This window comes from Brevundimonas sp. LM2 (assembly GCF_002002865.1).
In the GTDB taxonomy this organism is placed as follows: domain Bacteria; phylum Pseudomonadota; class Alphaproteobacteria; order Caulobacterales; family Caulobacteraceae; genus Brevundimonas.
In genome coordinates this window covers 523,052-535,786 of the sequence record NZ_CP019508.1, presented here as the reverse complement: position 1 = coordinate 535,786, position 12,735 = coordinate 523,052, and the positions used below count along the sequence as shown (strand labels likewise).

Sequence of the window (12,735 nt, the reverse complement as noted above, 5' to 3'; positions counted from 1 at the left end):
CCCGGTCGGCCCCCGCCCCTCTCCCGATCGTGTCGCCTAGTAGCGGACGGTCAGCTGCGCCGAATAGGTGCGCGGCGGGCCGTAGAAGGCCGAGATCGAGTTGTTGAAACTGGCCCCGGCGAAGTTGTAGCCGCCGACCTTGTACTGCTCGTCGGTCAGGTTCTTGCCGTACAGACCGACCTGATAGTGGCCGCTGGGGGCGGTCCAGATCGCCGCCACGTCGACCAGCGTATAGGCGTCCTGGTCCAGGATCGGGTCCGGGGCGTCGAACAGGTGGTAGTCCGACCGGTAGGACAGCGACGGGGTGATGCTGAGATCGCCGCCGGCCACCGGGCCCGACCAGGTCACGCCCCAGAAGGCCGACCATTCGGGCGAGTTCTGCGGCTCGCGCGAGCCGGAGAGGTCGACCGGGGTCCCCGTGACCAGGGTGATGAACTCGTCGAACTCGTTCTTCAGATAGCCGATCGAGACATTGGAGCTGAGGCTGTCGGTCAGGATCGCCCGTCCCTCGAACTCGAAGCCGTAGATGGTCGAGGCTCCGGCGTTGTCGACCACCGAGGCGATGCCGGTCGCCGGCGCGGTCGCGACCTGCTGGGTGGTGATCTGCTGATCCTTGTAGTCCGAGTAGAAGGCGGCCGAGGCGAACGACAGGGTGCGCGCGAAGGCGCTGCCCTTCAGGCCGATCTCATAGGTGGTGACCGTCTCGGGGTCGTAGCCATCGACGGTCTGCGGCACCAGCGAGGCGTCGCCGCGCATGTCCCACCCACCGGACTTGAAGCCCTGGCCCACCGAGGCATAGCCGGTGAGGTCTTCGGAGAAGTCGTAGGACAGGCTGGCGCGGGGCGTGAATTTCTCGAACGTCTCCTCGGCGACGTAGTTGGTGCGGGTCTGCAGGATCGGCCGCGCCGCCCCGCCGGTCAGGGGCGAACGGGTGGCCCCCAGGTAGAAGAAGCGCTGGACGCCCGCGTCCTTGTCGTCCCGCGTATAGCGCCCGCCGATCGAGGCGTGCAGCCGATCCGAAAAGTCATAGCTGAAATCCGCGAAGGCGGAGACCGACTTGGTGTTCACATAGCCGGCGGCCGCGATCGAGACGCCCAGGTTGCCGGCGATGGTGTCGAACACGCCCGAGGACTCGCTGTCCATGTAGTACAGGCCCGCGACGCCGGACCAGTTGTCGCCCTGGAACAGCGCCTGCAGTTCCTGGGTGAACTGCTCGTCGGCATAGAGGGCGGGCACGTCGAGGAAGGGCTGGGGCGTCTGGTCGAAATCAATGACGGTGGCGGTGTCGCCGCTGCGCCAGGCCGAGATCGACTTCAGCGTCAGCATGTCGTTGACGACGTATTCGGCCGTCAGCGAGGTGCCTTCGGTCTCGACCGACTGGTCGCCGCGGACGCCGGCGTTGGTGTCGTAGATGTCGGCGGGCGGGGTGAAGCCGCCGGTGGTCGAGTTGACCTCGCGGTGGCCGTGGCGCGGGTTGGAATCGTCGACGACCCGATCATAGGCCAGGCGCACGAACAGCTGGTCACTGGGCGTCCATTCAGCGCTGGCGCGGAAGGCGGTGACGTCCTTGTCGTAATGGTCCGCCCCTGTGAACAGGTTGGTGCCGTAGCCGTCGCGATCGTATTTGGCGAAGGCGAAGCCCCCCGCCAGCGTCTCCCCCAGCGGCGTCGAGGCAGAGACCAGACCCTCGGCCTGGTTGTAGCTGCCGATCGTGCCGCGCATCAGGATGGTCGGCTCGTCGCCCAGCCGCTTTGTCACGTATTTGATCGCGCCGCCGATGGTGTTGCGGCCGTACAGGGTGCCCTGCGGCCCGCGCAGGACCTCGATGCGGTCGATGTCGAAGATGTCCAGCACCGCACCCTGCGGCCGCGCCACATAGACGTCGTCGATATAGAGGCCGACGCCGGGCTCGAAGCCCCACAGCGGGTCCTGCTGCCCCACCCCGCGGATGAAGCTGATCAGGGTCGAGTTGGACCCCCGCGCGATCTGCACCGTGGCATTGGGCGTCTGCTGCTGCAGGGCGGTGATGTCGGTGGCACCGGTGCGCTCAAGCTGTTCGGACGACAGGGCCGAGACGGCGACCGGCACGTCCTTCAACTGTTCGTCGCGGCGGCGGGCGGTGACGACGACGTCGTCCAGCGCGGTCTGCTCGTCCTGCGGGGCGACGTCCTGGGCCATCGCCATCGACGAGGCCGCGCTCCACGCCGCGCCGGCCAGCAGGGCGCTCTTCATGAATCTGTTCATGTGAAATTCCATTCCTGTTGTGTCGTTTCCAGCCCCGACGCCTTTATTCAGCGTTCGGTGATTTTCAGCGAAACTGACGCCGTTTCCCGGCCGTGTCAAACGGCTGCGCTTCCCCGGCGGAAAGTCCGCGGCGGCTGTGGCGCCGTTGCACCGAGCGGGCGGCCGGGCCTAGCGTGAGCGGATGACCCAGCGCGATGCCTCGCCTTCGAAGCCTGCGACCCCGGCCCGCCGGGGCCGGCCCCCCAAGCAGCAGGCCGAGGCTGCCGGCGGCGACACCCGCGCCTCCATCCTCGACGCCGCTGAGGATCTGTTCTCGAAACACGGCTTCTATGGGGTGACGATCCGCGAGGTGGCGCGCGAGGCGGGGGTCGATACGGCCCTGGTCCACTATTATTTCGGGGCCAAGCGGGAGCTCTTCGACGCTGTCTTCCTGCGTCGGGCCGAGGTCTGGAACAACGAGCGGGTGGACGCCATCAACCGCTATGCCCTGGCTCATCCGGGCGCGATGACGCTGGAGGGCCTGCTGCGGGCCTTTCTGGACCCGCCGTTCCAGTGGTCGCTGAAGGGGGGCCCGGGCTGGAAACACTACGCCGCCCTGGTGGCCCAGACCAACGCCAACCCGACCTTCGGCGGCGAGACCATGGCCCGCTATTTCGACCCGGCGATCCGCCGTCTGATCGAATTGATCCGAGAGGTCCTGCCCGAGACGCGGGAGGTGGATCTCTACTGGGCCTATCACAACCTGTCGGGTGCCCTGACCCTGACCCTGGGCGAGACCGGACGTCTGGACCGGTTGTCCGGGGGGCTCTGCCGGTCCGGCGACCTGGAAACCGCCTGTGACTATATGGTGCGGTTCGCGGCGGCGGGCTTTCGCGCGGTCTGCAATCCGCAGACAGCGTCGCCTCCCTGATGCCGCCTATCTTAACGCGATCGCGCGTCGGATTCCGCCTGCGGGAAGATCGATCGCCGCAGCCTCGAACGGCGGAGGCCCGAAGCGGCCTCGGGCGTTGTTGGAAAAGCCATAGGCCTCCTTCGGCACACCGATCGGCCAGAGACTGAGGTCGCCGTCCCCATCGGTGTCGTGAAAGGCCGCGACGGCGTAGCGTCCGGGGGGCAGGCCCTTCAGGACCACGGCGGTCGTGCCGGTGCCGTTGCACGGCACCGTCCGCATCATCAAAGCACCCTCGCCCCGACGGAAAGCGGCGGCGTCAGAGTAGACCGCGACCGCGATCGCCCCACCTCGACCGGGTGTGGCGATGTCCAAAGTCAGGTCCGACGCCACGGCAGGCGAAGCCGAGCCCAGAACCATGGCCGCGATTGCCAATTTCATCGAAACCCCTTTTGGTAGTCTGCGCTCGCCCCGCCCCTTGATGCCACCCGTCGGAGCCCCCCGTCCAGTCATGACTGCAACGCTTGCAACGCCGGCGCGTCCCCGGGTCCGCCCGCTGGGGGTCGGCCTTGCGCGAGGACAGGCGCTGGCGGCCGCGGCGAGCGTGGTCCTGGCCCTGACCGGGGCTTTCGGCACGGTCGAGGCGCCGCTGTGGCTGAGGCTGGCCTATTGGATCCCGATCATGCTGTCGGGCGCGCTGTGGGGCCATGTCTGCTCGCGCCTCGTCGACCGATGGATCGACCTGGACACGCGGCCCTGGTTGGCGGTCGCGGCCCTGACCGCCACGATCACCGGCCCGGTCGCACTGCTGGTGTGGTGCGCCACGAGCCTGATCTTCGCCGGCCGGGGCCCGTCCCTGCCCGTCCTGCCGCTGATGGTTGGGCCGGTTCTGTTGATCACCGCCGTGATGAGCGCCCTGAACGTCTTCCTGGGACGGGCCCAGCCGGTCCAGACCCACGCGGCGCCGACCGGGACCCCCGCCCCACGCTTTCCCGATCGCCTGCCCCCGAGGCTGCGCGGGGCCGCCATCCGCGCCGTCCAGGCCGAGGACCACTATCTGCGCATCCACACCGACCGGGGCTCCGACCTGATCCTGATGCGGCTGTCCGACGCCCTCGACGAGCTTGAGGGGCTGGAAGGCTCCCAGACCCATCGCAGCTGGTGGGTCGCGCGGGACGCCGTGCGCGAGGTCGCCCGGGGCGACGGCCGCGCCACCCTGACCTTGGACGGCGGTCTGACCGCCCCGGTCAGCCGCCGCTATGCCCGAGCCCTGCGCGCGGCGGGCTGGTACTAGCCTTTCCACGCCCCATGGAAGCCGGCCGGCAGGGCGACGTCGGCGCGCCAAGTGGCCATCGGTCCATCTTCGACATGGGCCACATCGAACACATGCAGTTCGGTGACGCCCTCGGCCAGGTTGATCGACGGCGCGACCAGCCAGGCGTCGCGCTCGGCCGTGGTGCCCGGTTTGGGCACGAACACCGCCTCCTCCAGGATCTGCGTGTCGTCGAAAGCGAAGCCGTGCCTGCGGCCCGTGCGCCAGTCCTGGATCGCCAGACCGTTCGGCAGGGGTCGACCGCCGCGTTCGCCCGCCACATGCACGGTCAGGTCGCGGGCCAGACCGGCCCGGCGCGGGTCGCCCTTGGGGAACTCCGCCGTCACCCCGGACGACGCCATCTCCGCCCGGCCGTCGGCATGCAGGGTCACCAGCTTCAGCACGCTGGGCGCCCCCGGCACGGAGCCGCGCCCCGCCACCAGCACCCGCGCGCCCTCGACCGCGAAGGTGTTGTCGACATTGGCGGCCACGTCGAACCGGATCGTGCCGTCCGCCTCCTCCCACCCGTCGCCGAGGTGGAAGAAGGCGAAGGTCTCGAGCTCGAACAGCCGCGTCCGGGTCAGGTCCGCCTTGTCGACGACCAGGACCTGGGTACCCAGCTCCGGCTTCCACGCGAACTGGGTCAGGAAGGGCATGCCCCGGTGATCGAACACCCACGGCTGCAGCACGAAGACCAGCGATCGCTCGGTGGCGGTGAAGTCGTGCAGATAGCTGGCACGCGGCAGGGTCAGGACCTGGGCGTCGATCAGGCTGCCGTCGCGGTTCAGATGCCAGACGATCGCCTGGTCGCCGTTGGTGCCGACGTTCCAGACCGTGCCGTCCGGCGCGAACCGGGGGTGGGCCTGGAACGGCATGCCCTTCAGGTCCGGACGCAGGGTGACGAAATCCTCGGTGGCCAGGGTGGCGGGATCCATGGCCAAAGGCGAGCCGCCTTCCCACAGGGCCCAGACCGCATCGCCGGTCACCATGACGGCGGTGTTGGCGGCATTGGCGTCGTCGTTGGACCCGACCCGGGCGCGGGCGTCGCCTGCGGTGCCGAAACCGGGGGTGACCACCGCGTCGAGCTCCGTCTCGGTGCGGCGCTTGGGCGTGTCGGCGAACCGGGCCGCCAGGGTCACGCCACCGTCGGCCATGGTGAACGACCGCATCAGACCGTCGCCGTCGAACCAGTGGGTGGCCGAGCCGCCCGGACGTCGAAACCGGCCGGGGCCGTTGCGGAACAGCGTGCCTTCCAGGCCCATCGGCGACCGGCCGTGGACCAGACGCATCGCGCGCGGCGACACGTCACCGTCGAGATCGGCGGTGGCCAGGGCCCAGGGTGCGGCGGCCTCCCGGGCGATCGCGGCCCGGACGCGCTCGGGCGTGGCCACGGCGGCCGAGAGGGCGGCGGCGCTCAGCAGGAAGGTTCGGCGGGAGGGGGTCATTTCAATGCGCTCCGTCTTTGGGGGTCAGCGGATGTTGATGGTCTGGACGGTCTGGCCCGAGACGGGGAGCCGGGCACGATCCCAGTCCGCGGGGCCCATGTTGCCGACCGCGTTGTTGGAGAAGGCGAAGGGCTCGATCGGCAGGCCGAAGGGATTGGTGTCCATGCGGCCGTTGCCGTTGACGTCGTGGAAGGCCTTCACGGCATAGTCGGCGTCGGCCAGGCCGTCGAAGGCGACCGAAGCCTCCCCGGCCGCGACATCGATCCGCGCCGATCGGATCGGGGCCCCTTCCGCATAGGTCGCCTGGTCATACAGGGCCACCATGACCGCGCCGGTCTGGGCCCCGGTCTCGAAGGTGAGGCGCACCGAGGCGGTCGGATCGCTTTGGCCAGCGACGGCAGGCGGAGCGAACAGGATCGCGGCGGCGATCAGGGCGGCGGGATGGAACATGGCGAAGATCCCTCACAGGGGTGAAGGGCCGACCACCGGTCCTTCGAAGGCCGGACGGTGCGGCGTACCGGCCGCCTTCGCCACGCCCGCTTCGGTCCTGACCGTTCCCCTTTCGTCAGTGACCACGCCGTCCATTCGCGCAGCGCCAACGGACGGCGCTGCGGCATGATCCGACCCCGGTTTGACCGCATCTGCGCACCGGTCCAGAACCGCGGCTGAGAGCGGGAGCGGGCGTGGCCGGACGAATCGACAACGTGGCCATCGTCGGCGGGGGCTTCACCGGGGCCATGCTGGCCGCCCGCCTGGCCGAAAGCGGCGTGGCCTCGACCCTGATCAACGCCACGCCGGATTTCGGCCTGGGCGTGGCCTATTCGACCCCGTTCGACGGCCATCTTCTGAACGTGCGCTCCGGCCGGATGGGGGCCCTGGCCGAGCGGCCGGACGATTTCCTGCGCTGGCTGGAAGAGCGCCACCCCGCCCTGGCCGACCCGGACGGCTTCGCCCCGCGCCGCCTGTTCGGCCTCTATGTCCAGGCCCGCCTGGCCGACGTCGAGGCCGCGCATCCCGGGAAGATCCGCAGGATCGTGGGCGAGGTCTGCGCCGTCGAGGCCGAAGGCGTGCGCCTGAAGGATCAGACCCTCGTCGCCGCGGACGCCGTGGTCCTGGCCACCGGCAATCCGGCGCCGAGGACCGCCGGCGGCGCGGCCGCCTCGAACCGGGTCATGCCCGACCCTTGGGCCCCCGGCGCGCTGGACCGGATCGCGCCCGGCGACGACGTCCTGATCATCGGCACGGGCCTGACCATGGTCGACGTCCTGCTCGCCCTCGACGCCCGGGGCTGGCGCGGCCGGGCCACGGCCCTGTCCCGACGCGGCCTGCTGCCCCGCAGCCATGCGCCCCGGCCGGACGCCCCGACGCCCCCGACCGAGGCGCTCCGCGCCGGCCCCCTGTCGCTGCGCCTCGGCGAGGCCCGACGCTTGGCGGGCCTCGGCGGCTGGCGCGAGCTGATGGAGGGTCTGCGTCCGGTGACCGCCGACCTGTGGACCCAGGCGGACCTGCGAATGCGGGGGCAGATCGTCCGCCATCTGCGCCCCTGGTGGGACGTCCATCGTCACCGGATCGCCCCGGCCGTCGCCGCCGTGCTGGCGCGGCTGGACGCGGAGGATCGTCTGCGGATTCTGGCCGGTCGGGCTGGAACGGTTGTCGCGGACGGCGACGGCGTGGCGGTCGACTGGACCCCGCGCCGGGGACCACACCGCCCGGCCCTGGCCGCTTCCTGGCTGATCGACTGCACCGGTCCCGGCCATGCCCCGGACCTCGACCCCCTGACCGCGCCGCTGATCGCCTCGGGTCGGGCGCGGCTGGATCCGCTGAGGCTCGGCCTCGATCTGGACCCCGACGGCCGCGTGCGGGGGGCCGGGGGCGTTCCCGACGACCGGCTGTTCGTTCTGGGCCCCCCGGCCCGCGCCGCCTTCTGGGAAACCATCGCCGTGCCGGACATCCGCAAGCGGATCGAGGACGTCGTGGCGGCGCTCTGCGGCGACGCGACGGCCTAGGCGCGCGCCTGCACCGGGGCCTCCCGCTCGACCGCGCCGACCGAACCCCAGGCCGAAACCATCGTCAGCAGCCCCACCATGCTGATGGGCTTGGGCAGACAGTCGTTGATGCCCGCCTCGGCATAGGCCTGGAGCTGTTCGGGCAGGGTGTTGGCCGTGACGGCCACGATCGGCAACGCGCGCTTGGGGCCGTCCAGGCCCCGGATCCGCCGCGAGGCCTCGACCCCGTCCATCACCGGCATGGCGATGTCCATCAGGATCAGGTCGAAGTCGCCCTGCTCCACCGCCGCCAGCCCCTGCAGCCCGTCCTCGGCGGTTTCACAGACCAGGCCCTGGGTCGCCAGGATGGTGACCACCAGGGTCCGGTTGTTCTCGTTGTCGTCGACATAGAGGACCCGAGGCCCCACCCCGCCGTCCGCTTCGCCCCCCTTGCCGGACTCCGCCGACCCGATCCTCGGGACCGTCGTCGCCGTCGCGCCGTCTGACAGGTCGTCGCTTTCCGACCTGTCGATCATCTCATTGACCAGGGCATGCAGCCGATGCCCGGCCCCGCTGATCCGGCTGACCTGGTCCAGCGTCCGCTGGGGCAGGCCCTCGTGGGCCATGACCTCGGCGAAGCCGAGGATGGTGTTCAGGGGCGTGCGCAGCTCATGCGACATGTCGGACAGGAAGCGGCGCCGGGTCTCGGCCATGGCCGCCTTCTGCTCGGCCGCGGCCCGCGCCTGTTCCGCCTCGACCCGGGCCGTCACGTCCTGCTCGTTCAGCAGCAGGCCGGTCTCGCCGGTGACCGGGTCGAGCGTCGTCGTCAGCACCATATGGTGCCAGCGGCGCCCTTCGAGCGTCCGGACCTCGCAGACATCGACGGCCCGGCGGTCGTCCAGGGCGCGCTGCCACAGGGCGTCCGCCACCGCGTGCCGCACGAAGCGGTCCGCGAACCCCAGGGTCTCGTCCGCATAGGCGGCGAAGGCCCCTGGATTGGCGAACAGCGGCTGCCCGTCCTGTCCGAACAGCGAGATCAGGGTCGTGGTGTGCCGCAAGGCCTCGACGGCGCGGCTCTCCGCCGGCTCGATGGCGACGGCGGAGGCCTCGAACAGCAGGACGGGCCAGCCTCCCTCCAGGATCAGGGTGGAGATGGTCGCCTGGACCGTGATCGGCCGGCCGTTGGGGTAGAAGGTCCAGAGCTCGTTAACCGACTCGCCTCCCGCCGTCGTCTGAACCAAGCGGTGGGTCCGGGCCTGGACGGCCGGCGACAGGTTGGAAAAGTCGCGCGCCAGCAGGGCCTCGAGCGTGTCCGAGCCCCACAGGGCCAGGGCCGGGCGGTTGGCGTAGACGCCCCGGCCGGAGACGGGATCGAACATCCAGATCGGCCGACGCAAGACGTCCCACGTCCGATAGACGACCGCCGCATCGTTGTCCGCCGCAACACGCTCCATGGGCATCCTATGGCGTGCCCAGGCTGAACATTGATTTAAGGCACGGGTGCGACCGTTTAGCCCGCGGCCTTCACCGCCGCGGCCACATCGGCGACCACCCGTTTGACCAGGGCCCCGTCGTCGCCCTCGGCCATGACCCGGATCAGCTTCTCCGTGCCGGAGGGCCGGACCAGCAGGCGCCCCTGACCGTTCAGGACGGCCTCGCCCTCGGCGATGGCCGCCTTGACCGCGGCGTTCTCCAGCGGTTTGCCGCCGTTGAACCGCACGTTCTGCAGCAGTTGCGGGACCGGCTCGAACTGGCGCGCCAGCTCGCTCATGGGCTGGCCGCTCTCGACCAGGACCGCCAGGACCTGGAGCGCCGCCATGAGGCCGTCGCCCGTGGTGGCATGGTCGTGCAGGATCAGGTGGCCGGACTGTTCGCCGCCCAGGTTGAACCCGCCCTCGCGCATCCGCTCCATCACATAGCGGTCGCCGACCTTGGTCCGCTCCAGCGTCAGGCCGTCGGCCTTCAGCGCCCGTTCGAGGCCGAGATTGGACATGACCGTGGCGACCACGCCCCCGCCCTTCAGCTGCCCGCGCCGGGCCCAGTCGCGGCCGATCAGGGCCATGATCTGGTCGCCGTCGACCACCTTGCCGGTCTCGTCGCAGATGATCAGCCGGTCGGCGTCCCCGTCCAGGGCGATGCCGATGTCGGCGCGGTATTGCTTGACCGCCGCCGCCAGGGTCTCCGGATGGGTCGAGCCGCAGTCGGCGTTGATGTTGGTCCCGTTCGGCGACACCCCCACGGCGCAGACCTCCGCCCCCAGTTCGAACAGGGTGGTGGGCGCGACCCGGTATCCGGCCCCGTTGGCGCAATCCACGGCGATGCGCAGGCCCGACAGCGACAGGTGGCGCGGAAAGGCCGCCTTGGCGATCTCGATATAGCGGGGCGGGGCGTCGTCGATGCGCTTGACCCGGCCCAGCCGGTTCGACGGGGCCAGGCCCTCGTCCAGGCCGGCGTCCATCATCGCCTCGATCTGCAGCTCGATCTCGTCCGACAGCTTGTAGCCGTCCGGGCCGAACAGCTTGATGCCGTTGTCGGCATAGTCGTTGTGCGAGGCCGAGATCATCACCCCCAGGTCCGCCCGCATGGAGCGGGTCATCATGGCCACGCCGGGTGTAGGGATCGGGCCGAAGGTGCGCACGTCCATGCCGACCGAGGCGAAGCCCGCCACCAGGGCCGGTTCGATCATATAGCCGCTCAGCCGCGTGTCCTTGCCGATCACCACCAGATGACGGCGGTCGTCACCCGACATGAACAGCCTGCCCGCCGCGAGGCCGACGCGCAGCGCGATCTCGGCCGTCATGGGACTGGTGTTGGCGCGACCGCGAATGCCGTCGGTGCCGAAATATTTGCGCTCGCCCAAGGCGGTCCTCCGTGACGTGTCGTCTGACCGGCATCTGACACCGGAAATCTGGCGAAACCGGTTTTTAGGTGTCGGCCGTGCAAACTGGTCCTAGAGCAGACGATCCCGTCCGTCATCCTCGACACCAAGCGGGCCTGCGAGCGAGAACACCCATCCATGTGCGGCATCATCGGCATCGTCGGAACGAAACCGGTCGCGGACCGGCTGGTCGAAAGCCTGAAGCGGCTGGAGTACCGCGGCTATGATTCCGCCGGCATCGCCGCCCAGGTCGACGGCGTGCTGGAGCGCCGCCGCGCGCCCGGCAAGCTGCGGGAGCTGGAGGCGGTGCTGGCCGCCCATCCCCTGGTCGCCCAGACCGGCATCGGCCACACCCGCTGGGCGACCCACGGGGCCCCGACCGAGCGCAACGCCCACCCCCACATCGCCGGACGGGTGGCGGTGGTCCACAACGGCATCATCGAGAATTTCGCCGAGCTGAAGGCCGAGCTGATCGCCGCCGGCCGGGTGTTTCAGTCGGACACCGACACAGAGGTGGTCGCCCACCTGCTGGATTCGGAGCTGGCTAGCGGGCTGGAGCCTCTGGCGGCGTTCAAGGCGACGCTGGACCGTCTGTCGGGGGCTTTTGCCCTGTGCGTGCTGATCTCGGGCGAGGACGAGGTCATCCTGGCCGCCCGCAACGGACCGCCCCTGGCCATCGGCCACGGCGACGGCGAGATGTTCGTCGGCTCGGACGGCCTGGCCCTCGGGCCCTTCACCAACCGGGTGACCTATCTGGAAGACGGGGACTACGTCCTCGTCACCCACGGCGGGGCGCGCATCTTCGACGGGTCGGGCGCGCCCGTGGTTCGGCCGATCAAGATCGTGCCCGCCTCGGCCGTGCTGATGGAGAAAGGCAATTTCCGCCACTTCATGGAGAAGGAGATCCATGATCAGCCGGAGGGGTGCCAGCACACCATCGCCGCCTATGTCGACGCCCTGAACGGCCGCACGGCCATTCCGGGCGAGGTCGATTTCGCCGGGCTGGAGCGGATCCAGATCGTCGCCTGCGGCACCTCCTACATCGCCGGGATGATCGGCCGCTATCTGATCGAACAGCTGGCCGACCTGCCTGTGGACGTCGAGATCGCCTCGGAATTCCGCTACCGCCAGCCGGCGCTGCGCGCCAATGCCCTGGCCATCGCCATGTCCCAGTCGGGCGAGACCGCCGACACCCTGGCCGCCTTCCGCCACTGCGCCGGCGCGGGCATGAAGACCGCCGCCATCGTCAATGCCACCGAATCCACCATCGCCCGCGAGGCCGACGTGGTCTGGCCGATCCACTGCGGGCCGGAGATCGGCGTGGCCTCGACCAAGGCCTTCACCGCCCAGGTCTCGGTCATGATCGCCCTCGCCATCGCCGCCGCCCGGGCGCGCGGCCGGATCGACGCGGCCGAGGAGCAGCGTCTGGTCCGCGTCCTGCTGGGGGCCCCCCGCCTGATCGCCGAGGCCATCGGCCTGGAGGGGTCGATCAAGGAGATCGCCGGAGAGATCGCCAAGGCGCGCGACGTTCTCTACCTCGGTCGCGGCCCGATGTCGGCCCTGGCCATGGAGGGGGCGCTGAAGCTCAAGGAGATCAGCTATATCCACGCCGAGGGCTATGCCGCCGGCGAGCTGAAGCACGGCCCCATCGCCCTGGTCGACGAGGCGACGCCGATCATCATCCTGGCCCCCTATGACAGCTGGTTCGAGAAATCGGCCTCGAACATGAGCGAGGTCATGGCGCGCGGCGGGCAGGTGGTCTTCATCACCGACCCCGAGGGTGCCAAACACGCCCCGGCCGGCGCCAAGGTGGTGGTGACCGCCCCGGCCAGCGACCCGCTGGTCTCGGCCCTGGTCATGTCGGCCCCGATCCAGTTGCTGGCCTATCATGTGGCCGTGGTGAAGGGGGCCGACGTCGACCAGCCCCGGAACCTCGCCAAGTCGGTCACCGTCGAGTAAATTTCTTGTTCGGCCGGGCTTCG

General features: G+C 70.0%; 10 protein-coding genes. 4 read left to right on the top strand and 6 right to left on the bottom strand.

The genetic code is table 11. The features are described from left to right. Positions 1 to 36 precede the first annotated feature (36 nt). A complete protein-coding gene (locus BZG35_RS02670) occupies positions 37 to 2,244 on the bottom strand; it encodes a TonB-dependent receptor (RefSeq protein WP_077357758.1) in 2,208 nt (735 codons plus the stop codon). Positions 2,245 to 2,425: 181 nt separating this feature from the next. On the opposite strand from BZG35_RS02670, the gene BZG35_RS02665 reads away from it, so the two are divergent. Next, positions 2,426 to 3,154: a TetR/AcrR family transcriptional regulator gene (locus tag BZG35_RS02665; protein WP_077354235.1), complete on the top strand. Its 729-nt coding sequence runs from the start codon at positions 2,426 to 2,428 to the stop codon at positions 3,152 to 3,154. 6 nt (positions 3,155 to 3,160) lie between these two features. Here the strand turns inward: BZG35_RS02665 and BZG35_RS02660 are convergent, their stop codons facing one another. Then, a complete protein-coding gene (locus BZG35_RS02660) occupies positions 3,161 to 3,574 on the bottom strand; it encodes a DUF2141 domain-containing protein (RefSeq protein ID WP_216351877.1) in 414 nt (137 codons plus the stop codon). Positions 3,575 to 3,644: 70 nt separating this feature from the next. Here BZG35_RS02660 and BZG35_RS02655 point away from each other — a divergent pair, with 70 nt between their 5' ends. Continuing rightward, entirely contained in the window at positions 3,645 to 4,427 is a 783-nt protein-coding gene (locus tag BZG35_RS02655; protein WP_171981859.1) for a LytTR family DNA-binding domain-containing protein, read from the top strand. On the opposite strand, the gene BZG35_RS02650 is transcribed toward BZG35_RS02655, so the two are convergent. Both BZG35_RS02650 and BZG35_RS02645 read right to left on the bottom strand, forming a co-directional pair. Continuing rightward, on the bottom strand, positions 4,424 to 5,890 hold the full coding sequence (locus BZG35_RS02650; protein ID WP_077354233.1) for a carotenoid oxygenase family protein: 1,467 nt from the start codon (positions 5,888 to 5,890) through the stop codon (positions 4,424 to 4,426). The genes BZG35_RS02655 and BZG35_RS02650 overlap by 4 nt on opposite strands. Before the next feature lie 24 nt (positions 5,891 to 5,914). Continuing rightward, positions 5,915 to 6,340 (bottom strand): DUF2141 domain-containing protein, encoded by a 426-nt coding sequence (locus BZG35_RS02645; protein WP_077354232.1) that lies wholly within the window; start codon positions 6,338 to 6,340, stop codon positions 5,915 to 5,917. A 233-nt stretch (positions 6,341 to 6,573) separates the two neighbouring features. On the opposite strand from BZG35_RS02645, the gene BZG35_RS02640 reads away from it, so the two are divergent. Then, positions 6,574 to 7,896 (top strand): FAD/NAD(P)-binding protein, encoded by a 1,323-nt coding sequence (locus BZG35_RS02640; RefSeq protein ID WP_077354231.1) that lies wholly within the window; start codon positions 6,574 to 6,576, stop codon positions 7,894 to 7,896. Here BZG35_RS02640 and BZG35_RS18375 read toward each other — a convergent pair. Both BZG35_RS18375 and glmM read right to left on the bottom strand, forming a co-directional pair. Further along, positions 7,893 to 9,329, bottom strand: coding sequence for a response regulator (locus tag BZG35_RS18375; RefSeq protein WP_077354230.1), 1,437 nt, complete (start codon positions 9,327 to 9,329; stop codon positions 7,893 to 7,895). The two genes, BZG35_RS02640 and BZG35_RS18375, sit on opposite strands and share 4 nt — an antisense overlap. Positions 9,330 to 9,385: 56 nt before the next feature. Then, a complete protein-coding gene (gene glmM, locus BZG35_RS02630) occupies positions 9,386 to 10,735 on the bottom strand; it encodes a phosphoglucosamine mutase (protein WP_077354229.1) in 1,350 nt (449 codons plus the stop codon). A gap of 156 nt (positions 10,736 to 10,891) precedes the next feature. Here glmM and glmS point away from each other — a divergent pair, with 156 nt between their 5' ends. Next, entirely contained in the window at positions 10,892 to 12,712 is a 1,821-nt protein-coding gene (gene glmS / locus BZG35_RS02625) for a glutamine--fructose-6-phosphate transaminase (isomerizing) (RefSeq protein ID WP_077354228.1), read from the top strand. Positions 12,713 to 12,735 lie beyond the last annotated feature (23 nt).

Coding starts and splice junctions, on each gene's coding strand:
- BZG35_RS02670 (WP_077357758.1), bottom strand. CDS start 2,244: ATGAACAGATTCATGAAGAGCGCCCTGCTGGCCGGCGCGGCGTGGAGC.
- BZG35_RS02665 (WP_077354235.1), top strand. CDS start 2,426: ATGACCCAGCGCGATGCCTCGCCTTCGAAGCCTGCGACCCCGGCCCGC.
- BZG35_RS02660 (WP_216351877.1), bottom strand. CDS start 3,574: ATGAAATTGGCAATCGCGGCCATGGTTCTGGGCTCGGCTTCGCCTGCC.
- BZG35_RS02655 (WP_171981859.1), top strand. CDS start 3,645: ATGACTGCAACGCTTGCAACGCCGGCGCGTCCCCGGGTCCGCCCGCTG.
- BZG35_RS02650 (WP_077354233.1), bottom strand. CDS start 5,890: ATGACCCCCTCCCGCCGAACCTTCCTGCTGAGCGCCGCCGCCCTCTCG.
- BZG35_RS02645 (WP_077354232.1), bottom strand. CDS start 6,340: ATGTTCCATCCCGCCGCCCTGATCGCCGCCGCGATCCTGTTCGCTCCG.
- BZG35_RS18375 (WP_077354230.1), bottom strand. CDS start 9,329: ATGGAGCGTGTTGCGGCGGACAACGATGCGGCGGTCGTCTATCGGACG.
- glmS (WP_077354228.1), top strand. CDS start 10,892: ATGTGCGGCATCATCGGCATCGTCGGAACGAAACCGGTCGCGGACCGG.